At 66.9% G+C, this 22,070-nt stretch carries 21 protein-coding genes and 1 pseudogene; 13 read left to right on the top strand and 9 right to left on the bottom strand.

Annotated elements, in window-relative coordinates:
* Positions 1–138 precede the first annotated feature (138 nt).
* From OG966_RS24815 to OG966_RS24790, 6 genes and pseudogenes are all read left to right on the top strand, one after another.
* Positions 139–1,455: a PspC domain-containing protein gene (locus OG966_RS24815; RefSeq protein WP_326652034.1), complete on the top strand. Its 1,317-nt coding sequence runs from the start codon at positions 139–141 to the stop codon at positions 1,453–1,455.
* Complete coding sequence (locus OG966_RS24810) at positions 1,442–1,717, top strand: hypothetical protein (RefSeq protein ID WP_326655577.1); 276 nt, start codon at positions 1,442–1,444, stop codon at positions 1,715–1,717. The genes OG966_RS24815 and OG966_RS24810 overlap by 14 nt, the downstream gene beginning before the upstream one ends.
* A gap of 40 nt (positions 1,718–1,757) precedes the next feature.
* A complete protein-coding gene (locus OG966_RS24805; protein WP_326652032.1) occupies positions 1,758–3,305 on the top strand; it encodes a recombinase family protein in 1,548 nt (515 codons plus the stop codon).
* Between the two features lie 569 nt (positions 3,306–3,874).
* On the top strand, positions 3,875–4,081 hold the full coding sequence (locus tag OG966_RS24800; protein ID WP_326652030.1) for a hypothetical protein: 207 nt from the start codon (positions 3,875–3,877) through the stop codon (positions 4,079–4,081).
* The gene (locus OG966_RS24795) at positions 4,065–4,586 is read left to right on the top strand and encodes a DUF6879 family protein (protein WP_326652029.1); all 522 of its coding nucleotides are present in this window, start codon (positions 4,065–4,067) and stop codon (positions 4,584–4,586) included. The genes OG966_RS24800 and OG966_RS24795 overlap by 17 nt, the downstream gene beginning before the upstream one ends.
* Positions 4,576–5,184: pseudogene (locus OG966_RS24790) on the top strand (Scr1 family TA system antitoxin-like transcriptional regulator); the annotation flags it as partial. The gene OG966_RS24795 and the pseudogene OG966_RS24790, both read left to right, overlap by 11 nt.
* 74 nt (positions 5,185–5,258) lie before the next feature.
* Here OG966_RS24790 and ltrA read toward each other — a convergent pair.
* Entirely contained in the window at positions 5,259–6,461 is a 1,203-nt protein-coding gene (gene ltrA / locus OG966_RS24785) for a group II intron reverse transcriptase/maturase (RefSeq protein WP_326655351.1), read from the bottom strand.
* Positions 6,462–7,180: 719 nt separating this feature from the next.
* On the opposite strand from ltrA, the gene OG966_RS24780 reads away from it, so the two are divergent.
* The gene (locus OG966_RS24780; RefSeq protein ID WP_326652028.1) at positions 7,181–7,456 is read left to right on the top strand and encodes a Scr1 family TA system antitoxin-like transcriptional regulator; all 276 of its coding nucleotides are present in this window, start codon (positions 7,181–7,183) and stop codon (positions 7,454–7,456) included.
* 754 nt (positions 7,457–8,210) lie between these two features.
* On the opposite strand, the gene OG966_RS24775 is transcribed toward OG966_RS24780, so the two are convergent.
* Complete coding sequence (locus tag OG966_RS24775) at positions 8,211–8,561, bottom strand: winged helix-turn-helix transcriptional regulator (protein WP_326652027.1); 351 nt, start codon at positions 8,559–8,561, stop codon at positions 8,211–8,213.
* Positions 8,562–8,680: 119 nt separating this feature from the next.
* Here OG966_RS24775 and OG966_RS24770 point away from each other — a divergent pair, with 119 nt between their 5' ends.
* From OG966_RS24770 to OG966_RS24760, 3 genes are all read left to right on the top strand, one after another.
* The gene (locus OG966_RS24770; RefSeq protein WP_326652026.1) at positions 8,681–9,070 is read left to right on the top strand and encodes a hypothetical protein; all 390 of its coding nucleotides are present in this window, start codon (positions 8,681–8,683) and stop codon (positions 9,068–9,070) included.
* 29 nt (positions 9,071–9,099) lie between these two features.
* Positions 9,100–9,669, top strand: coding sequence for a class I SAM-dependent methyltransferase (locus OG966_RS24765; protein ID WP_326652025.1), 570 nt, complete (start codon positions 9,100–9,102; stop codon positions 9,667–9,669).
* A 416-nt stretch (positions 9,670–10,085) separates the two neighbouring features.
* Complete coding sequence (locus tag OG966_RS24760; RefSeq protein ID WP_326652024.1) at positions 10,086–10,661, top strand: recombinase family protein; 576 nt, start codon at positions 10,086–10,088, stop codon at positions 10,659–10,661.
* Here the strand turns inward: OG966_RS24760 and OG966_RS24755 are convergent.
* From OG966_RS24755 to OG966_RS24745, 3 genes are all read right to left on the bottom strand, one after another.
* A complete protein-coding gene (locus tag OG966_RS24755; RefSeq protein ID WP_326652023.1) occupies positions 10,658–11,185 on the bottom strand; it encodes a DoxX family protein in 528 nt (175 codons plus the stop codon). The genes OG966_RS24760 and OG966_RS24755 overlap by 4 nt on opposite strands.
* A gap of 177 nt (positions 11,186–11,362) precedes the next feature.
* Positions 11,363–12,535, bottom strand: coding sequence for a hypothetical protein (locus tag OG966_RS24750; protein ID WP_406733775.1), 1,173 nt, complete (start codon positions 12,533–12,535; stop codon positions 11,363–11,365).
* Positions 12,536–12,740: 205 nt separating this feature from the next.
* The gene (locus tag OG966_RS24745) at positions 12,741–13,529 is read right to left on the bottom strand and encodes a class II aldolase/adducin family protein (RefSeq protein WP_326652021.1); all 789 of its coding nucleotides are present in this window, start codon (positions 13,527–13,529) and stop codon (positions 12,741–12,743) included.
* Between the two features lie 78 nt (positions 13,530–13,607).
* On the opposite strand from OG966_RS24745, the gene OG966_RS24740 reads away from it, so the two are divergent.
* The gene (locus OG966_RS24740; protein ID WP_326652020.1) at positions 13,608–14,096 is read left to right on the top strand and encodes a cupin domain-containing protein; all 489 of its coding nucleotides are present in this window, start codon (positions 13,608–13,610) and stop codon (positions 14,094–14,096) included.
* Between the two features lie 33 nt (positions 14,097–14,129).
* On the opposite strand, the gene guaA is transcribed toward OG966_RS24740, so the two are convergent.
* Positions 14,130–15,725 carry a glutamine-hydrolyzing GMP synthase gene (gene guaA / locus OG966_RS24735; protein WP_326652019.1) on the bottom strand — a complete coding sequence of 532 codons (1,596 nt, stop codon included), beginning with the start codon at positions 15,723–15,725 and terminating at the stop codon, positions 14,130–14,132.
* A 309-nt stretch (positions 15,726–16,034) separates the two neighbouring features.
* Here guaA and OG966_RS24730 point away from each other — a divergent pair, with 309 nt between their 5' ends.
* Positions 16,035–16,334, top strand: coding sequence for a chorismate mutase (locus tag OG966_RS24730; protein WP_326652018.1), 300 nt, complete (start codon positions 16,035–16,037; stop codon positions 16,332–16,334).
* A 569-nt stretch (positions 16,335–16,903) separates the two neighbouring features.
* Here OG966_RS24730 and OG966_RS24725 read toward each other — a convergent pair.
* Positions 16,904–17,155, bottom strand: coding sequence for a hypothetical protein (locus tag OG966_RS24725; RefSeq protein ID WP_326652017.1), 252 nt, complete (start codon positions 17,153–17,155; stop codon positions 16,904–16,906).
* 168 nt (positions 17,156–17,323) lie between these two features.
* Here OG966_RS24725 and OG966_RS24720 point away from each other — a divergent pair, with 168 nt between their 5' ends.
* Positions 17,324–18,283, top strand: coding sequence for an LPXTG cell wall anchor domain-containing protein (locus OG966_RS24720; RefSeq protein WP_326652016.1), 960 nt, complete (start codon positions 17,324–17,326; stop codon positions 18,281–18,283).
* 181 nt (positions 18,284–18,464) lie between these two features.
* On the opposite strand, the gene OG966_RS24715 is transcribed toward OG966_RS24720, so the two are convergent.
* Both OG966_RS24715 and OG966_RS24710 read right to left on the bottom strand, forming a co-directional pair.
* Positions 18,465–20,366 (bottom strand): GMC family oxidoreductase, encoded by a 1,902-nt coding sequence (locus OG966_RS24715; RefSeq protein ID WP_326652015.1) that lies wholly within the window; start codon positions 20,364–20,366, stop codon positions 18,465–18,467.
* A 28-nt stretch (positions 20,367–20,394) separates the two neighbouring features.
* Positions 20,395–22,011, bottom strand: coding sequence for a succinic semialdehyde dehydrogenase (locus OG966_RS24710; protein WP_326652014.1), 1,617 nt, complete (start codon positions 22,009–22,011; stop codon positions 20,395–20,397).
* Positions 22,012–22,070 lie beyond the last annotated feature (59 nt).

Here is a 22,070-nt window from a genome sequence, read left to right as displayed (position 1 = left end):
CCCGATCGTCACATGTAGGGACAGGCCGTGGTATCAGGGTCGTCCCTTAAACCGACCCTGAAAGCCGCCCGCGATATCAGGGAAGGGCCAGGGTCGGCCTGGGTGCCATCACAGCGCGGCGCCCGTCACCATGGACATATGAATCAGCCGACCCCACCACCGGCGGCGCATGACACGCAGCCGGAGGCGCAGCCCGCTGTGGCGCCGCCCGAGGCGCAGCAGTTGCGCCGCACGCCCCGCCAGAAAGTCGTGGCCGGCGTCTGCGGCGGGCTCGGCCGGTACTTCGACATCGACCCGGTGATATTCCGGATCGTCATCGGTGTGCTCTCCGTGACCGGCGGCGTCGGCCTGATCTTCTACGGCTTCGCCTGGCTGCTGATCCCGTCCGAGGACGAGGAGGAGAACGAGGTGCGCCGGCTGCTGTCCGGCCGGGTCGACGGCGCTTCCCTCACCGCCGTACTCCTCGCTCTCATCGGCTGCGGGCTGTTCCTCTCGATGCTGAGCAACGGCGGGACGCTCGCCTTCGCCGCGCTGCTCTCCCTCGCGGTGGCCGGCGCTGCCGTGTGGTCGCAGCGCCGCCGTCTCACCGCACCCGACGGCGTACCGCTGGATCCGGCGACGGCGCACGCGGTGGCCGAGGCGCCGCCCGAGACGAAGGCGCCGCCCGTGACCGACAGGCCCTCATGGTGGCGGGACCCGATCGTCAAGGACGGGACGACAGGGCCGGTGCCGACCGGCTATCTGTGGGGTCCGGAGAGCGCGGTGGCGGAGGCCGGCGCGACGCGTCGGCCCCGTAGGACCGCGGCTGCCTCCTATGCGCGCGGGCCGCGCGGAATCGGCGGCACCGTCTTCCTTCTCGCGCTCCTCGCGGGCGGCCTCGGCACCGGGAGCAGCTGGGACAGCCGGCCGCTGGGCACGAGCCTGCAGATCGGACTCGTCTGCGCGCTGGCGGTGTTCGGGCTGGGTCTGCTGGTGAGCTCGCTGTTCGGCCGAACCGGCTTCGGCACGATCATGATGACGGTGATCACGGCGGTGCTGCTGGCGGGAGCCGCCGCGCTGCCCAAGGACATCACCACCGAGTGGATACGTACGGAGTGGAAGCCGGCCTCGGTCGCCGCCGTCCAGCCGCGGTACGAGCTCGGCTCGGGAGACGCGACGCTCGACCTGTCCTCTCTCACCGTCCCGGCGGGCCGGACGGTGTCGACGAAGGCCGAGGTCGCGGCGGGTCGGCTCAAGGTGGTCGTACCGAAAAACGCGACGGTGAAGCTGCGGGCCGAGGCGGGCATCGGCGATGTCCGTCTGCCCGGCGACGCGCCGAACGACATCGACGTCTCGCCCGATCAGCAACGGCAGAAGACGCTGCCCGCGCCCGCCGGCGCGAAGCCGTCCGGCACGCTGGATCTACGTCTCGAAGTGGGCATCGGACAGGTGGAGGTAACCCGTGCCGCGTCGTGAACTCCGGCATGATTTCCGGCCGGGCAAACTGGTCGCGGGTCTCGCCGTGCTGGCCGCAGCGCTGCTGTACGCGGGCGATGCGGCCGGCTCCTGGCAGACACCCTTCTATGTGGTGTTCCCGGTCGTCTTCGGCGGTCTGTTCCTGGCCGGGGCGGTGAGCCTGACGTACTACGGCATCCGGCGCCGCCGTTTGGCCAGCAGTGCGTCGAGCGAGAACACCGAAGCGCCGGCGAGTACCAGCGGCAGCCAGGCCATCAGATAGGCGAGGTCACTGGCGTACAGCTGTTGTAGGGTCACCGCCCATGAAGCCTGTGCGTGTACTGATCGCCCTCAGGATCAGCAACGAGACGGACGCATCCACCTCACTGGAACGGCAGCTCCAGGACTGCATGGCCTACGTGGCCGAGAGGCAACACCTCGGGTGGCAGGTGGTGGGCGTAGCCAGAGACGCTCACATCTCCGCCACCAAGTCCCATCCCTTCGAGAGGCCGGAACTCGGGGAATGGCTGAACAACCGAGCACCGGAATTCGATCTGCTGCTCTTCTGGAAGATGGACAGGTTCGTCCGCAAAGTCGTCGACATGCAGGACATGATCAAATGGGCGACTGCTCACGGCGGCAAGTCCCTGGTTTCAGCCAAGGAACCTGTACTCGACATGGTCGGCCCTCTCCGGCACGTCATCATCGACCTGTTTGCGGCCATCGCGGAGACTGAAGCACAGAACATCTCCATGCGAGTCAAGTCGTTCCAGAGCTACGCCAAGTCCAAGAATGTATGGGCCAAGGGAAACCCTCCCTACGGTTACGAATCCTTCCGTGACACTGACGGAGCAATGAGGCTCCGGGTACGCGAGAACCAGAAGGATGTAATTCGGGAGATTTACAAGCGAGTAGTTGAGGACGGAGAGCCTTACTCGACCATCTGTGATGACTTCAACGCCAGAGGCGTACCGTCCCCTGGAGCCGAGAGGATGTCGAATCGCCGGAAGAACAACGGCGATTCTCCGCCGGTATGGCGGAGTCGCACTCTCACTTCCATTCTGAGGTCTGAAACCATCCTCGGCTGGAAGTGCGAGGAGGTGAAGGTACCCGGAAAGAAGTACGGAGCATCACAGCCGATTCTGAATTCCGAGGGAAAGATCCGTATGGCCGATCCGGTTCTTACAGACGACGAATGGGCCAAGCTCCAGGATGAAATGAATCGGCGCCCCGGAGTTGCCCGTCGCTCTACGAAGAACACGACTGCATATCGTGGAGTTGTACTGTGCGGCGGGTGCGGCAGGAACCTGTATCTCTTCAATCCGGAGAGGCAACAGGGTAAGCCGGTGTACCGCTGCAACAAGTCAGCCAATCGGGATTCCTGCGGTAAGGGCTACGCCTTCCGGGCCGAGAAGGTGAGGGAGATCGTAGGGAAAATGGTCCTTGGAGTCATCGGAGACTTTCCCATGCATGAGCGTCACTACGTCAAGGGCTCGAACAACACTCAGAGACTCCATGAGATTGAGCAGTACGTGACGGAACTCCAGAGGTCCATCCGCCCCGGCGGAAGGAACTCTTCTGGATTTGCCAGGCAGTCCACCGAGGAAGAGATTGCAGCCCTGTACGAGGAACACGACTCCCTCTCGGCCGAAGGCGATAGGCCCGACCGTTACGAGTACCGGGATACCGGGGAAACTTTCCGTCACATGTGGGAGAGGAACAAAGATAATGAAGACGAGAGGACACGTCACCTACTGAAGGCAGGAATCAGTATCCGGCTGCACCCTCACACCAAGGGGGTTTCAAATACCGTCGACTTCGGAGCCGAGGTTGACCTAGGAAATCTGTCTCAGCCCTTCACCATCCACTGACAAACGGGCCTCATTGAAGGCCAGGGCAAGAGGAAGGGAAGTACCCAACACTCACTCAGCGGGCACCCCTCTTGAGGGGGATGCCCACCAGTAGAAGCGACTACTAGAGACTCTTTTCGTGGGGGGTATATACAACCCCCCACATAAAATATGTACGTGTCCTCTGAGCGGTTCCGGGGCAGCATGTCGAGGGAGCGAGAGGCAAGTCACACGAGAGCGAAGTGCGTTCCCCTCGCCAAGGCGGATGTACCCACCAAGGCCGAAGCGACCCCTGGGCAGCTTCCTGGCGCTCCGAACGACATTGCCGGGCAGGGAAAGCCGCTCAGTCTCAACGAGTGGCACTGCAGGCCGTACAGCGCTTCCGATCACAGGCGGACTGCACACCAACGGCGTGATCGGTGCTTGCACACACCGCACCTGACGAACCGCCACACCCCACGGGGAGCCTCAACTCAAGATCCTTACCCGGCAACGCGAATATTTGTGTTGCCGCATGGACGACCATGGCCACCCTACGTATCGTCGCCTTCCAGGAGTCCCAACAGGGGCCACAGGCAAGGGGGTTTCCCATGGCACGTGAGGAACTGACCCGACTCACCGGAAACGGCAACGGGGAGTGCAATCAGAACGACTGCCCCAACGTATACCGGACAGCGAGCGGCTCCATCGTCGTCCAGGGCGACGTGTCCAACGCCTTCCAGCCTCCGCGGGGTGAGGCCCTGGTGGAGATCCCGGAATCGGTTCTCAGGGAGGCCGTTCGTGCTCTTGGATGGTGAAGTTTGGCAAGCCAAGTTCCGGGATTTCCAGAGTGAGGCGTGGCGGCTTGAAACGCTGCCCGAGTACAGGGTTCCTCAGGAAGAGGAAGAGATCCGGGCATATCTGGCTGGCGAGCGCATCGACCCTCACACGCACTCCAACGCGTACACCGAGGATCTGAAGAGGGTGCGTCGTGAAGGAAAGAGCAAAGGGCGCGTACACATCATCACCCGCCCTCTGACCACATACCTTCAGTACGAATTCATGTACTACCTGCCGCATGTGTGGGCCGGAGAAGACATCCGAATCATAGACGTGACGGGCCGGAACAACCCCCTGGCCGATGTCGAAGACTTCTGGGTGTTCGACAAAAGGGAAGTCGTCCTCATGCATTACGAGACGGACGGCACGCAGATCAGCCGGGAACTGTACGAGGGTGACGTGACAGCGTTCATCGAATACCAGCGCATCGCACTGGCCGAGTCGGTGCCCTTTGAGGAGTACGTGAAGGGTCTTGACGTTTGAGCCGGAAGAGCTAGGCCAGTCCAGGGCGGATCTGGCTGAAACTCTGAAGACGCTTCGCAAGCGGGCCGGGGTCACACAGACTCGGCTCGCCTCTCGCTGCAATATGTCACAGACAAAGATCAGCAATATCGAAGGAGCGAAGCTAACACCCAGCCTTGTTGATGTAGAACTGATCCTAAGGGCCCTTGATGCCCCACCGAATCTTGTCGCCCAGGTGGCCGCATTGGCGCGCACCGCCAATACCGAATGGCAAGACGTTTGGTCACAGCGCCGCACCGGCTTGGAGAAGAAGCAGAACGAGCTAGCCGGTTTCGAGCAGTCATCCACAGAATTCAGATATTTTCTGCTGTCTATGGTGACCGGGCTACTTGCCACACCAGAATACGTCAGGACAAGTCTTGCCCAGCTCCCCGGCGACCACAGTAAGGCCATTGCGAAGAAGATTGAACGGCAGTCCGTCCTTTACGACACCTCAAAACGCTTCACCTTTATCCTAACCGAGCAAGCCGTCAGGTGGCCGTTTCTCCCTGCCTCAGCCATGGCGATGCAGATCGACCGGCTGGCATCAATCAGTAGGGTCGGGGACTGGCGCGGTGGCTGATGCTCCGTTTCCAGTCCCCGCCGCTTCAAACCGTGCATGCGGTTCTCCCGCACACGGCTTTCCGACATCGTTCACCGACTGGCATGCGCCGTCGCCCAGCGTACGTTTCCGGTGAGGCGGTAGACCCCGAGCCGGGTGATCCATCCGTAGGTGTAACGGGTGGCCCAGTTCCGACCCGCTCGGCCGTGTTTCCGGCTGGTGAAGATCGCCAGCCGTTCGTGGATGTAGCCGTCGATCACGTTGAACTTCCGTCCGGAGTTCCCGTTACGGAAGTACGCCGCCCAGCCCCGCAGGACCGGGTTCAGATCGGCGACCACGGCGGACACCGGCCGCTCGGTCTTCGAGATCGCGGTAGCCGTGCGGACTTTCTCCCGCAGCACTCGCATCGCTCTGACCGAGGGCCAGCGACGCAGGTAGAACCTGCCCCGCCACTTCCACGATTCCGCTTTCCGGTGGTGGAATCCGAGGAAATCGAAGCCCTGTCCGCCCCGCGTGAGACAGACAATGCCGGTCTTCTCCGGATGCAGGCGCATCCCGAGCCGTCCGAGCACTCTCGCCGCCAATTCCCGGGCCTGCTGGGCCCGATGCTCGGTCGGCGACAGAACCACGAAGTCGTCGCAGTACCTCACCAGCACTCCCAGCCGACGGCCCTCGACCTGCCACGCCTCATCGAGGACATGCAGGGCGATATTTGCCAGCAGTGGGGAAATCGGTGAGCCCTGCGGAGTTCCCGCCCCGGTCGGGGAGGTCACCCCGCCCTCCAGAACTCCCATCCTCAGCCAGGCCCGGATCACCTTCAGGAACGGCCGGTCCACCACATGTCGGGCCACCTGGGCCATCAACGCGTCGTGGTCGATCGTCCCGAAGCAGTCCCGGATATCGGCCTCGAAAACCCACTCCCGCCGTTGGTTCGCCGCGACGCGCACTGTTTCGCACGCGCCGATCGCGGACCGCTTGGGCCGGAATCCGTAGCTCGCCTCGGTGAACTGGGCCTCGAAGACCGGTTCCAGAACCAGTTTCGCGGCCGTCATCACCACCCGGTCCGCCACGGTGGGAATCGACAGGGGCCGAAACTCCCCCGGCCGCCCCGGCTTGGGAATCCGGACCCGCCGCAGCACCGACGGACGATACGTATACGTCCGCAGGCGCTCGGCCAGGTCCTGGAGGAACGCATCCACCCCCGAGACCGCCACTGCGTCGACGGTCACGCCATCAACGCCCGGGGCTCCTCGGTTCGCACACACACCGACCCACGCCCGCCGAAGAACGTCCATGCGGTGGACATGGCTATACAGGGCGTGAAACCGGCGTTCGGGTTCTTGCTTGGCACAGCGGTAAAGCGTCCGTTGCAAGGCTCGGACCTTGTCCAAAGGACGGCCACCCGGTCCTGCGGCGCCTTCCTCCCGGCGGATGGAACTAGCCGAAACGGCACTCATCCGGGTCCCTCCCTGTTCGCGAATCGCATCGATGAAGCAGGAGTCCTTCGCTCCCGACGGGTTGTGTTGTCCCGCCGATCACCACTACTACGACCCCCTCCGACTGCCTCTCGACAACCCGCCATTTCCCGGTTCTGCCGGTTATAGGCAGGCCACGCTTCCCGGGCCGCAAACCCGGGGCCGAGGAGGCCCTCTCCAGTTCCCAGGACGACCTTCCGACCATTCCACGCCCCTTACGCCGGGAGGTTCTTCGGCGACCGCTCCAGGCCCGAGATCGCCTTCCATGGCCTTCGCCAAACAAGCACAGGCTCGGCTCCTCCTTGGCCCGCCCGGGGGCGGGGGTTAAATGACGACGCTGCAGGCTTCACTTCATGTTGCGGACTGGTCGGTTGCACGCCCCCGAAGGGCGCTTGTCACTCCACTTCGACGCCACCATTTCGAGTGACGCCGGGAGTCAGCTACCGGGGACCCTGGCGTCTCCCCGAACCGGACTTACACCGGCTGGCTATCCTGAGCTTGACGTCCGGATACATCACCCACACCCCTTCTGAACTGTGATGACGCCCGGACTGCTGGACGTACGCCTGCTGCCTAACATCAGACTCGGAATCATCCCCTTGGAGGGCCATATGCAGATTGGCCCGTTGAACACCTTCACTATCTATGACAGTCGAATAGCCACAGTGGAGACCCAGACAGGGGCAATGGTGTTCAGAGACCATCGAGATGTCTCGGCATACCTGAATGAGTTCGCGGTGCACGAGGGTCATGCCTTGTTCGGAGAGCAATGCAGAGAGCGACTGACTGAGTGGGCGGACCGCTTCCGCTCTTGATCGTTACCCGACAACGCCAATAAGGCTAGGTTCACACCCGGTGAGGCCCGATCATGGATAAGCCCACGAAGCCGGGGAGGACTGATGACGAACACACAGAAGCTCCAGGGATATGAACTCGCCGAACTACCGCAGGAACCCAAAGCGGTGCCAGGGTGCGGTCAATGTCTCGGAATCTGCGTACGTCGGGAGAACTCCCGCTCCAGAGGCGACTACAGCGCTGCCTCTGACGCGAACGTCGAACTGCGCCAGCATCACACCGGGGCGCACGGGGCATGAGCCACGAGAAGGAACCCGAACTCTTCGCCGACCGACCCTTGATGACCATGCGGGTCTCTCACGACTCCGGGAAAAGCTGGGAGCCCGAGCAGGCCGTGTTCATTTCAGACGACCTTCCGGTTCTGATGACGTCCGCATGGCCTCCGTGCCGGTGTTGGCACTGCACCGACCGGGACAAGTCCTGAAACCCGTACAGCGTCGAAGGAACGTCCCCCTGCGGTCCCTGCCAGGGATTCCCACCTGCATCACCCCGGCGTCCCATCTCAATTGATCATACCTGGGCTGATGTAATCAGCGGTGAGATTTACCCGGCGGACGGTCTCACTTGATGTTGCAGCTGGGACTACGTCCGTCACGCCGAGGAGGCGGGGGAGGTCGGCGAAGGTTGCCAGCATGCCGAACGAGTCGCTGTCGATCTCTGCTCGTCGGACTGGAGGCGTATGCCCCGGTCGCGCAGGTCGGTGCCCCGCGCCAACTACTTGACGCCAGTCGTGGGAGTTCCTGCCGGTGCTGACGCCACCGTGGCACCCCAAGCGCCCAGTGCGCGAATGGCGGGTTCGAGGCCGAGGCCCGTGTCGGTCAGCGTGTACTCCACGCGCGGGGGTACCTCGGCGTGGATGACGCGGCGGACCAGCCCGTGCTCCTCCAGCGAGCGCAGCCGGTCGGTGAGGGTCTTGGGGCTGATGCCGGCAAGCGAGTTGCGCAGCTCGGAGAAGCGCTTGGTGCCGCCGAGCAGGTCGCGGATCACGAGCATCGTCCACCTGCCGTCCAGGATCTCTACCGCCCGGGCCACGGGGCAGCCGTCGTCGGCACATTTCTCGTCCATGGCATCTCCCTGCTCACGTCCAATAGTTCAAGAACGGATACTAGTTCACTCTTTGACAATCAGCCTTGGTGCTCGCCTACTGTCACGGCATCGTCCACCGGCTGAACGGAGCACCACCCGTGCGGGCACTACGCGTCACCCTTGTCACTGTCGGACTCTTCCAGCTGGCCCTCGGGGCGCTGTTCCTGCTGGCACCGGTCGGGGGCGCTGCGGCGCTGGGTCTGCGACCGGCAGCGCCTCCGTGGGCGAACTGGCTGTTGGCGATGATGGCCGGCCGGTTCCTCGGCTACGCCTACGGCATGTTCGCCGCGGCGCGGGCGCCGCGCCGGCGGGTCGCCTGGATCGACACGATGATCGTCATCCAGGCCATCGACTGGACGGCCACACTCGCCTACCTGGCCGCAGGAGACCTGAGCCTGAGCCAGGTCAGCACTGCCGCGTTCGCACCGGCGCTCTTCATCGCCGCGCTCCTGTGGTTCCACCCGCGCCGGCTGCCGACCGACCACTGACCCACTGACCCGCCGACCGAGGAGTCTCCATGCGCCGCACATACCGCACGCTCTACCGCCTGGGCATTGTTCCCTGGGACCAGCCCGGGGTGCCATCCCCCCTCGTCGACCTCGTCGAGGGCCCTGCGCCGCAGTCACCCGCCCAGGCCGTCGACCTCGGCTGCGGCACCGGCCGGCAGGCACGCTACCTTGCCGAGCACGGGTGGTCGGTCACGGCCGTCGACTACACCCCCGAGGCCATCACCGCCGCCCGCCGCAGGGATCCAAGAGGCCATGTCGTGTGGCGTGTCGCGGACGTGACAGAGCCAGGCGCGGTCGACCCCGACAGTCGACTTGTCGGCGCCACCTCGCTTCTGCTCGACAACGGCTGCCTGCACGGGATCCCGGCGGGGCGTCGGCCGGGCTGGGCTACCACAGTCAGTACCCTTGCCGCTCCAGCAGCCACCCTCCTGGTGCGCGCCGCGCCGCGCAGACGCCGCGGTATTGGGCCCCGCGGCATCGACGAGGGCGAGGTCACCGCGCTCCTGGCCGACTGCTGGCAGCCGCTCGCAGCACTCGGGCCGACCTGGTTCTCCTACGTCTCGGTGCCGCCGGAGTGATCCAGCAGACTTGGTTGATCCGGACGAGATGCGGGGGATGAGGTGACGAGGACGACCGCCGGACGGCTTCGTAGGTGAGTCAGCCCAACTGGTGTCCCCTCTCATTCGATCTTGCCGCCAGGAGACGCCCCGGCATGCAAGGAGACAAAGCCAGCTGAGACGCCGCCTTGCCGTCTCACTTGACCGTGTCCCCGACACGGAGATCGGAGAACGTCAGGTGAGACAGAGGGACGATTCGCGAGACGGGACACCCGGGATGCGTGTCTCAGGGACACAGCGGAGGGCGTCTCAGAAACCTTGGTTTACGAGACGGTGGACGGCGGGACCCGCAGAGCCCCCTAGAGGTGTTCAAAACCCGTCTCACAACCACCTGAAGTGCCTTGATGTTCTGAGACGAGTTATGAGACGCTTGGGACATGACGACGAACACTGCCACCGGTCACCTCATCGGCTACGCCCGAGTCTCAACAGATGACCAGGAAGCACAGCTTCAACGGGATGCACTCACCGAAGCGGGATGCTCTCGGATCTTCGAAGACAAGGCATCCGGCAGGAACACCGATCGCCCTGAACTGACAGCCGTACTCGACTACCTGAGAGAGGGAGACGCCCTCGTTGCCTGGAAGCTCGACAGGCTTGGAAGGTCCCTCATCGACCTTGTGAGCATCGTTGACGGCCTGAGGGAGCGGGGTATCGGCTTCAAGGTGCTGACAGGGGCTCTCAGTGCCGTAGACACAACCTCCGCCGACGGCCGTCTCTTCTTCCAGATCATTGCCGCCATGGCGGAGTTTGAGCGCTCTCTCATCAAGGACAGGACCAAGGCCGGACTGGAAGCGGCCAAGGCGCAGGGGCGCACCGGGGGACGACCCACGGTCATCACTGATGATCTCCTCACCGTGGCCGAGGCGAGGAAGGCCAAGGGCGAGAGCGTCAGCGCCATAGCGAAGGCACTGGGAGTGTCCAGGGCGACGCTGTACCGGCACCTGTCCTAGTAGGCCGCCCGTTCATGACGTCGGCGCCTGATCAGGGCGTCCAGTGACCAGACGGACGCTCCGGCCAGCACGAGAGGCACCCAGCAAAACATGTACGGGAGGTCATTGCCGTAGTAGTACGGCTTCGTCTGCCAGCTCACGGTCAGCCACAGGCTCAGCGAGATGAGCGCCCCGCCGAACGCGGCCAGCCGGGTCAGCAGTCCGACGAGAGTGCCGATACCGACGGCGAGCTCACCGAAAGCGATGGCGTAACCGAAGCCCTCGGGGTTCTTGAGCGCCAGGTCGACAAGGGCGGGCACGGCGGAGGTGTCGCGCACGCTGCGCATGATGTCGCCGACGGAACCGGCTCCGCTCGCCGCCATGAACTGGCTGTCCGTGAGCTTGTCGATGCCCGCATAGATGAATGTCACGCCGAGGAAGAGCCTCAGCGGCAGGAGGGCGTAGTGGCTCGCCCGCTCCTTCCAGCCGCGCTGCCCTCCGTCGACCGTTCCGTAGGCCGCTGTCGTGCTGTACGTGTGTGTCATTCCTGGTCCCGCCTTCGGTTGACCCGTCAACTGACCATACGTACGACGAAGCCGCGCGGCTCACCAGGCATGCGGCGCACTCTGTGACAACACCCGGTCCGGCGGTAGGTCGTCACTTCAGCCGTCACTCCCGTCACGTGAGTCCCTGACGCGAGTCCTCGACGCGAGTCCCTGACGTCAGTCCGTCACGTCGATGACGCAGCGATTGCTCTCCGCGCCCGATGCCGTCACCACCTGCACATCCACCCGCCCGGGCTCGACCTCCGCCGGGACCGGCACGGTGAGCACGGTGTCGGTCGGGTTGGCGAAGCCGCCCGACACCGGGATCAGCGGGACATGGACATGGACGGCGCCGATACGGACGACCATCCGGGCCAACCGGTCAGGGGCCCCGGCACCCGGCGGTACGAAGCAGGCGCCGCGGATCTCGATGTCGTCGCCGGTACGGATCGGGCCGTCCAGGTCCCCGGCCTCGCGGGCCCGGACGACCGAGAACACAACAGGCCGTCCTCCTTCCGCGTGCTTCGCGGCGAAGTACGTCATCGCCGAGACCGCGACCAGCAGCGCGAGCCCCCACGGCAGATCGGGCAGCTGCTCGGGCCGGCGGGCCAGCCGAACCAGCGCGAAGACCGCCGCGGCGGCACTCACCAGCGTGTACTGCACATCCGCGAAGCTGCCGCGGCCGGCGTCGTCGCAGAGCAGATCGGCCGGCCTCGGGCGGTCGGCGCGCACCTTCTGGAGCCGCTTGCCGAGAACGCGTACGGCGACCACGCGGCGTACGGCGACGGCGATCGCGCACACGAGCGCGAGGACGGAGAGCGTGCCGGCGCCACGGGCGAGGCCGAGCCCTTCGATCAGCTTGTCCCGGTGGGCCGCGGTCGAGGCGAACGCCAGCTGGAGGGCCAGCACAAGGACCGCGAACACGACGAGCAGCACCCATGCCGTGGCGATGGCGCGCGAGGTCGACAGGCGGTTGTCCTCGCCGATCAGCGGCGCGAGAAGCCCGCCGCGCGAGCGGTGCAGGCGTGCCGCGCCGGTCAGCAGCCCGGCGACGGCGAGCGCGGCCAGCAGACCTGCCGTACGCGCAGCCGTCCAGCCCGCGCCGATCGCGGTCACCGTCTGCCCCAGCCCCAGGACCGCGAGGCCGCCCCACAGGACCAGCAGTGTGCGGCACCAGACCAGTCGGAGCCAGGCCTCGCCCACCTCACGGCTGCGATCGGCGACCGTGCGCGCCGACTGCGTCAGCTCGTCCGACACCCACTGGCGCGAGGCGACCGAAGAGTGCGAGAGAGCGACCGGCAGTCCCTGCCCGGTGGCCAGCTCGTCCCGTTTGGCGAGGAAGGCCGCCACTGCCCGCCGATGCCCTTCGCGCGCCCCGTGCGTACATTCGCCGCACTGTCCCGCTTCCTGCACCGCCACGACCGACGCCACCTTCCCCGCCCCGCACCGACTGAACTTCCCCTTGATTGCTGGGAATTGTGCCGTACGGAAGCGGAGCACGCCGCAGCGCCCGAGGCCACGGCGGGTGAATGCGCCACTGCCCGGTTGACCACGCCTATTCCACGAGGCCGGGTTCGGACCGGCTGATCTGCCGCCACATGGGCTGGTAGTTGATCCATGCGACCAGATCGGTGCCGAGCTGCTCGCGCGTCGCGACCGCGTCCCTGTGCTCGATCAGCACCGGCTTGCCCGCGGCCCGCGCCGCGAGCTGAACCTGCGCGCAGCGCTCCATGGAGATGAACCACCAGGCCGCCGCGTCCACCGAGTCGCCCACGGTCAGGAGCCCGTGGTTGCGCAGGATGACGGCCTTGTACGTACCGAGGGCGCCGGCGATCCGCCGCCCCTCCTCCTCGTCGACGACCACTCCGGTGTACCGGTCGACCAGGGCGTGGTCCTCGTAGAAACCACAGGCTTCCTGCGTGATCGGCTCGATGAGCTCACCGAGCACGGACAGGGCCCGCCCGTGCAGGGAGTGGGTGTGCGCGACGGCGACGATCTCGGGCCGGGCACGGTGCACCTGGGCGTGCACGGCGAAAGCGGCCTGGTTGACGTGGTACCGCCCCACGACGACCTGCCCATCCCCGTTCACGAGGATCAGATCACCGGCCGTGACATGCGCGAACGGCACGCCGAACGGATTCACCCAGAAGCAGTCGGTGAACTCCGGGTCCCGTGCGGTGATATGACCGGACACCCCGTCCTCGTACCCGAAGCGCCCGAACAGCCGCAGCGCCCCGGCGAGCCGCTCTTTCCGGTACGCCCGCTCGTCGACCACGGACTCATGCACGGGCGGCATGGCGAATCGCAGCTGCTCGACCGGGATGGGCGCGGGCGTCTCAGTCATGGCTGGGAAGCTACCTCCGGGTACCGCAACTGACCAGAGACTTCACGCGCCTCGCACGGCTTCCGCGAGAATGCGCCCATGACCGAACCGACATCCCCACTGGTTTCCCTTCTGGGCCTGGAAAAGCACATCGAGGGCGGCTGGTTCAAGGAGACCTGGAGGACGGCGGGATCGACGACCCCGCCGGGCTACCCCGGCCCGCGCCCGTACGCGACCGGTATCTACTTCCTGCTCCACCCCGGCGAGAGCTCGCGCTGGCACCGCGTACGTTCCGACGAACTCTGGCTCTGGCACCGCGGCGGCCCGCTGCGTCTGCACCTCGGCGGCACGGACGAGAAGCCCTCCGAGGCAACGACGCTGGCGCTGGGCCCCTCGCTGGAGTCCGGTGAACGGCCACAGCTCCTGGTCCCGGCCGGCACCTGGCAGGCCGCTGAACCGGCGGGCGAGGAACCGGTCCTGGTCACCTGCATCGTCGCGCCGGGCTTCCACTACGAGGACTTCGAGCTGGAGCCTTCCCAGGTCCGCAGCCGCCCCGGAAACGGCGACGCCGCCGCCCACACATGGTGAGCGGCGGCGTCGGCGTTGACCCTGCGGAGAGGGTTACTCCCACTCGATGGTGCCCGGCGGCTTGGAGGTCACGTCCAGCACCACGCGGTTGACGTCCGCGACCTCGTTGGTGATCCGCGTCGAGATCTTGGCCAGCACGTCGTACGGCATCCGCGTCCAGTCCGCCGTCATCGCGTCCTCCGACGAGACGGGACGGAGCACGATCGGGTGGCCGTAGGTGCGGCCGTCGCCCTGGACGCCCACGGAGCGCACATCCGCGAGCAGCACCACCGGGCACTGCCAGATGTCGCGGTCCAGGCCGGCCGCCGTGAGCTCCTCGCGAGCGATCGCGTCCGCGTCGCGCAGCAGGTCGAGGCGGTCCTTGGTGACCTCGCCGACGATACGGATGCCGAGGCCCGGGCCCGGGAAGGGCTGGCGCTGGACGATCTCGTCCGGCAGGCCGAGCTCCTGGCCGACCATCCGTACCTCGTCCTTGAACAGCTTGCGCAGGGGCTCGACGAGCTCGAACTCGAGGTCTTCCGGAAGCCCGCCGACGTTGTGGTGGGACTTGATGTTGGCGGTACCGGTGCCGCCGCCGGACTCGACCACGTCCGGGTAGAGCGTGCCCTGCACGAGGAAGGCGACGTCCTCGCCATGCGCGGCCTCGGCGATGATCTCGGCCTGCGCCTGCTCGAAGACCCGGATGAACTCGCGGCCGATGATCTTCCGCTTCTCCTCGGGGTCGGAGACCCCGGCGAGAGCGTCGAGGAAGCGGTCGGCGGCCTCGACGACCTTCAGCTGGACGCCGGTCGCCGCGACGAAGTCCTTCTCGACCTGCTCCGTCTCGCCCTTGCGCATCAGGCCGTGGTCGACGTACACGCAGGTCAGCTGGGAGCCGATGGCCTTCTGCACGAGTGCGGCGGCGACCGCGGAGTCCACGCCGCCGGACAGACCGCAGATGGCGCGCTTGGTGCCGACCTGCGCGCGGATCGCCGCGACCTGCTCCTCGATGACATTGCCGGTGGTCCAGTTCGGCTCGATGCCGGCGCCACGGTAGAGGAAGTGCTCCAGGACCTGCTGGCCGTACGTCGAGTGCATCACCTCGGGGTGGTGCTGGACGCCGTACAGCTTCTTCTCGTCGTCCTCGAAGGCCGCGACCGGCACCACGTCGGTGGACGCGGTGACCGTGAAGCCCTCGGGGGCGGCGGAGCAGGCGTCGCCGTGCGACATCCACACCGGCTGCTCGGCCGGGGTGCCCTCGAAGAGCGTCGAGCCGGTCTTGGAGACATGCAGCGGCGTACGGCCGTACTCACGCGCTCCCGTGTTGTCGACGGTCCCGCCGAGCGTCGTCGCCATCAGCTGGAAGCCGTAGCACATGCCGAAGACGGGCACACCGGCCTCGAAGAGCGCGCGGTCGAGCCGCGGGGCGCCTTCCGCGTACACGGAGGACGGGCCGCCGGAGAGGATGATCGCCTTCGGGTTCTTGGCCAGCATCTCGGCCACGGGCATCGTGGACGGGACGATCTCGCTGTAGACCCGGGCCTCACGGACGCGGCGGGCGATGAGCTGTGCGTACTGCGCGCCGAAGTCAACAACGAGGACGACGTCCGGAGCGTTGCTGTCGGGGGCGGCGGAGGGTGCTGCTGGCACGGGTGGCGGCCTTCCGGCGGTGGGAGGGGGTCGGTATTTGTCGATTCTACCGGCGCGGCCGGACCGCTTTTCGTCTCACCATCCGAACCCGGTTTTGGCGGTGGTCGGCGCGAGGTCCATAATCCACCCATGCACAAGCAGCTGACCTTCGTCTTTACCTATGGCACCGGCCCGTCCGGCTGCCATGGTCGTGCTGCTTGAGCCACTGACAAGCAACTTCCCAGGCGCCCCGGGCCGACAAAGCCCGGGGCGTTCTGTCATTTCCGGGCCTTGTCGCTCCGGGGCACCGACCCCGACAAGGAGCCCCGCATGACCGTCACGACCGACACCGGAGCCACGAGCGACACCGGAGCCCGTACCGACGAGGCCGCCTCCCTCATCGGCGACGCGCGCGGCCGCATCGACACGCTCGACGACCGGATCATCGGACTCATCCAGGAACGGATGGCCGTCTCGGCCGTCATTCAGGAGGCCCGGGTCTCCTCCGGCGGCCGCCGGGTGAATCTGTCGCGCGAAATGGAGGTTCTCGGCCATTTCCGCGACGCGCTCGGAAAGCCGGGAACGGCGCTCGCGATGACGCTGCTCGAGCTCTGCCGGGGCCGGATCTGAGGCCGTGCCCGAGCCTGCACAGGCATCCGGGTACGGACCTGAGTTCGGGCGCGTCCTCACCCGTACGGCGCGTGACCGCACGCACCGGGGCTTCGTTGGTACCGATGTCCGTGCCAGCCAGGGGCGGGCCAGGAAGGAAAAACCACGCGTGGCTCCGCTGGGGCGTGTGACGTACCGCTGGTACGTCGTGGGACCTCGCCCCGGCGCCCGTGACCGGTCGGCAGGGGACAGCAGCCCGGTCACCCCAAGGGCGGTCGGCTCCGGGGACGCCCGGGGCCGACCGCATCCGGTCGAAACGGTTGCGCAGGCCGCAGCCCGTCCAGCACGATGCAAGACAAGTCGTCCCCGCTCTGAGCAACCACATTGCCAAAGGTCGATACCACTCGTGCGCCCCAAGTGCGCCGGGTCGGCGACCCTCCCCACGCGGCGCTACCCCCCGGGCGCCGCACCTCGGCACCGGCGCTGCCCTGACGTCGGTGCTGACCGCCAGGGGCCCCGCGGATCATGCATCCGCGGGGCCTCTGCTCTGCGCGCACCGTGCTGCGCCTCAGCCTGCACCGTGCTGCGCCTCAGCCTCCGGGAACGACCACGACCGGATCGCCGGGCTTCCAGGTGCCGTCGCTCCACTCGGGCGTGGGGACGGAGAGAAGGCCGGGCGCGGGCGGGGGGCAGGAGCCCCGGTTGGGTTCTGCGGCCTGGACGGGGCGGGGCGCCCGGCACCGCTCTCCTTCGTACGCCGCGGCGTCGCTGTACGAATGCCAGGCCTCAGTCGGGATGAACGCCCTCACCGCCGGACGGGAGTTGCCTGTGACGGGGGCCACATAAAGTTTCTGTGAATCTCAGGGCAACCATTCCAGCCATTCGTAGGTCATGCATGCGAAACAACGGCCACACCCGTGTACCCCCACCTCGGTAGGCCCTCCAGACTCCGTACCGCGTCACGCGGTACGCCAGACTTCACTGAGGTCTTCATGAAGCTTCGCCGCGCTATGGCCGTCGCTGCAGCGACCGCTGTCATAGCCCCCGCCGCGCTCCTGTCGGCTCCGGCCGCGTTCGCGACGGAAACCCCGCTCACCACCGAGTCGTCGCCGGCCGCCTCGCCGAGCGACTCGGCCGACCCGAGCGACGCGGCGACCACGCCGAGCGCCCCGGCGAGCACGCCGAGCGACGCGGCGACGACGCCGAGCATCCCGGTGAGCACGCCGAGCGCCACGGCCACCATCCCGAGCACCCCGAGCGAGCCGGGCGAGGGCGACGAGGACCCGGACTTCGAGTGCAAGGCCTCCGCGGTCGACGTGAAGCTCTCAGGCTTCCCGAACAAGATCGTCGCGGGCGATGGCTGGAAGAAGTTCAGCCTCGACGTCAAGAACAACAGCAAGGAGAAGATCGAGAACTTCGGTCTCTTCACCTTCGCCTCGTACGAGGACGACCTGATCGAGGGCGACCAGGACCGTCTGATCGAGAAGTACGCGCACTTCGAGTACTTCGACAAGTCGTCCGGTGAGTGGCAGGCGGGCGGCAACCTCTCCGGCATGAACAACGGCTTCTTCTTCGACGTGATCGACCTCAAGAAGGCCGAGAACCGCTCGATCAAGCTGCGCGTTCGCATCGACAAGGCGGCCCCTGCGGGCAAGGGCATCGCTCTTGCCGCCGGCGGTTACGACAAGGGCGACGAGTGCTTCGAGGACAGCGACTACTACGAGTTCGACGTTCTCAAGGCCGGCAGCAACGCGGGTGACGTCGACGACGCCGAGCCGAGCGGTGAGAAGCCGAAGGACGTCAAGCCGCAGGGTGGCGCCAAGGAGATCCCGGTCACCGGCAACCTGGCCGAGACCGGTTCCAGCTCCGTGCTGCCGACCTTCGGCATCGCCGGTGGCATCGCCATCGTCGCCGGTGCCGGTGTCGTCTTCGCGATGAAGCGCCGCCGCAGCGGCGACGCCACCGCGTAACACCAGGCCCACAAGCCAGAAAGCCGCTGCACTCGGAGGGGGGTGCAGCGGCTTTCGTGTGTCCGGCGAACGCGAGTCCGGCCTGGGCAGGTCCGGCCCTCGCAGATCCGGCGCCTCGCAGGTCCGGCGAACGTGAGTCCGGTGTCGGTACCTGCCGGCCCCGGTACGGACGGAGCCCGGATCACTTCTTCGGCGGGACCGCCGGAATGCCCAGGAACGGCAGCTTCAGCGCGCCGAATGCCTCCTCAGGGACCGCCGGTGACTTCGGCGCGACCGCCGCCAGCCGTTCGTACGCCGCGCCCTGTCCCGGACGCGGGTCCTCCTCGCCCTTGTTGGGCCAGAACGACATCGCCCGCTCGGCCTGCGCCGTAATGGTCAGCGACGGGTTCACACCGAGGTTCGCCGACACCGCCGCGCCGTCGACAACCGAGATGCCCGGGTGGCCGTAGAGCCGGTGGTACGGATCGATGACGCCTTCCTCGGCGGAGGCGCCGATCGGGCAGCCGCCCAGGAAGTGGGCCGTCAGCGGGGTCCCCATCAGCTCGCCGATGTTCGATCCCGCGAAGCCGTTGATCTCCTCGGCGAGCAGCGAGGCCGCGCGCGTCGCCTCGGGAATCTGGTTCGGGTTCGGTGCGCCGTGGCCCTGGCGGGCGGTGAGCAGGCCCTTCCCGATGCCGCCCGGCTTGCGGTACGTGGTCAGCGAGTTGTCCAGCGACTGCATGACGAGTCCGATGATGGTCCGCTCCGACCAGCGGCGGTTGGAGAGCGAGCGGGCCGCGAGCCAGGGGTGCCTGGCCAGATTGCCGAACCAGCCGGCGACCCGCGACCGCGCACTGTACGGAACCTGGAGGATCGTCATACTACCCATGGCGTTCGAGCCCTTGCCGTAGCGGACCGGCTCGATATGGGTGTTCTCGTCGGGGTGGACCGAGGACGTGATCGCCACTCCGCGCGTGAAGTCGACCTTGTCCACGCCGTGCCGCTTGCGGTAGCGGCGGTTGTCGGTCTGGGCGCCGACGATCGCCTCGGAGTTGGTACGGGTCAGCTCGCCGAGCCGGGCCGAGATATGTGGCAGCAGACCCTGGTCCTTCATGGTGTGCAGCAGGGTCTGGGTGCCGTACGTGCCCGCCGCCACGACCACGCGTCCGGCTCGCAGCAGCTTCGGCTCGGCCTTCTTGCGTGCGTCCGTCGGGACGGTCGTGACGTGGAAGCCGCCCTCCGGGTCCTCGCTGATCGAGGCGACCGTCGTCATCGGGTGGATGACGGCCCCGGCCTTCTCTGCCAGGTAGAGGTAGTTCTCGTTGAGGGTGTTCTTCGCGCCGTGCCGGCAGCCCGTCATGCACTCGCCGCACTCGGTGCACGCCTTGCGGGACGGACCCGCGCCGCCGAAGTACGGGTCCTCGACCGTCGAGCCGGGAGCGGCCTTCGACGTACCGTCGGCGTCCTCGCCGTCGCCGAAGAAAACACCGACCGGGGCCATGTGGAAGCTGTCGCCGACACCCATCGCCTGTGCAGTCGCCTTGAGATGCACGTCGGAGGGGGTCATCGTCGGGTTGAGCCGTACGCCCAGCATCCGCTTGGCCTGGTCGTAATAGGGCGACAGCTCCTGCTGCCAGTCCGTGATGTCCTTCCACTGCGGGTCTTCGAAGAAGGGCGTGGGCGGCACGTACAGCGTGTTGGCGTAGTTGAGCGACCCGCCGCCGACGCCCGCGCCCGCCAGCACCATCACCTTGCCGAGCAGATGCACACGCTGGATCCCGTACAGGCCGAGCGCAGGGGCCCACAGATAGTTCTTGATGTCCCAGGAGTTCTTGGGCAGGGTCTCGGGGGTGAAGCGGCGGCCCGCCTCCAGGACCCCCACCCGGTAACCCTTCTCGGTCAGCCGCAGCGCGGTGACCGAGCCGCCGAAGCCCGAGCCGACGACGATGACGTCGTAGTCGTACGCCGGGTCGGAGGCCGAGTCTGCGGCCGGCTCGGAGACCGGTTCAGGGACCAGTTCAGGGACCAGTTCGGAGACCGGTGCGGAGACCAGTTGTTCGCCACTCTCGGCGGCCTGATTCTGGGCAGGGGGTACCTGGGACATGGCTCTCCTCGTACGAAAACAGCGGAAACTAGCGCAGGCGCAAGGCCTTCATCGCCTTCAGGCTGGCGCTCATGAACGCGGCGTACTTCTCGTCGTCCATGCCGAAGGACGGCCCCAGCGGCATCAGTCGCTGCTGGGCGACGGTCTGTGCCTCGGTGTACTTGAGGATGCCCTCGGAGCCGTGCCGCCGACTGAGGCCGGAGTCCTTCATTCCGCCCATCGGGGACTGGACGCTGCCGTACGCCGGGGCGTAGCCCTCATTGATGTTGACCGTGCCGGTGCGCAGCTTCGCCGCGACCGCGTGGCCGCGCTTGCCGTCCTTGGTCCAGACGCTCGAGTTCAGCCCGTACGGAGTGGCGTTGGCCTGCTCGACGACCTTGTCCTCGTCCGTGAAGCGATAGATGGAGACGACCGGGCCGAAGGTCTCCTCGGTGCATACGGCCATCGGCGCCTCGACGCCGTCGAGGATGGTCGGCTCGTAGAACAGCGGGCCGATGTCGGGGCGCGCGACGCCGCCCGCGACGAGCGTCGCGCCCTTGGCGACGGCCTCCTCGACATGGCGGGTGACGGTCTCCAGCTGGCGCTCGCCGACGAGCGAGCCCATGTCGGCGCCGTACGCGAGGGACTTGCCGAGGCGCATCGCCTTCGTGCGCGCGGCGAAGCGCTCCACGAACGCGTCGGCGATCGACTCGTGAACGTACAGCCGCTCGATGGAGATGCACAGCTGGCCGGCGGAGGAGAAGCAGGCGCGTACCGCTCCGGCCGCGGCCTTCTCGATGTCCGCGTCCTTCAGCACCAGCATGGCGTTCTTGCCGCCGAGTTCGAGGGAGACGCCGACCAGCCGGGCCGCGGCTCCCTGGGCCACCTCGCGGCCGGTGCGGGTGGATCCGGTGAACGAGACATAGTCGGCGTGCTTGACGACCTCGGGGCCGACGACCGGTCCTTCGCCGAGGACGATCTGGAAGACGCCGGCGGGCAGGCCCGCCTCGATGAGCAGATCGCGGGCCCACAGCGCGGTGAGCGCGGTCTCGGTGTCGGGCTTCATCACGACGGCGTTGCCGGAGACGAACGCGGGCAGCGCATCGCCGACGGAGAGCTCCAACGGGTAGTTCCAGGGCGCGATCTGGCCGATGACGCCGCGCGGCTGACGCAGTTCGGTGGTCTTGGTGAGGACGGGAACGACACCGGTGTGGCGCTTGGGCTTGAGGTAGGCGGGCGCCTTGCGGCCGTAGTGGCGGGCGGCGACGGCGACGGCCTGGACCTCTTCGTGCGCGTGCAGCCGGGCCTTGCCGGTCTCCAGCTGGATGAGATCGAGGACTTCGGCCTGGCGCTCCAGGACGAGATCGTGGAAGCGCAGCAGGACGGCCGCGCGAGCACGGGCCGGCGTCGCGGCCCAGACGGGCTGGGCGGCGCGGGCGCGTTCGAAGGCCTCCGTCACGTCCTGAGGGGTGGACTCGGGCAGGTCGGCCAGCTTCTCCCCGGTGAACGGGGTGTGGTTGGCGGTACGGCCGGAGCCGACCACACCACGAGTGAGCTGGGCGACCACCTCGGGGGTGACCACATCGGCTGCGGTGCGCGCACCGGCCGGCGCGGCGGCTGTCGGGTTGGTGCCGGGGGCGGCGGCGGTGGCCTGCGAGTCCGTCATGGGGGCGAGAGTATGCCGCATCCGGAACTTTGGGTACCCGTCGGTAACGGCTTTTCACC

This window comes from Streptomyces sp. NBC_01750 (assembly GCF_035918095.1).
Classification (GTDB): domain Bacteria; phylum Actinomycetota; class Actinomycetes; order Streptomycetales; family Streptomycetaceae; genus Streptomyces.
Note: the sequence above shows the minus strand (reverse complement) of the source record. Positions and strands in the feature narration are given on the sequence as shown.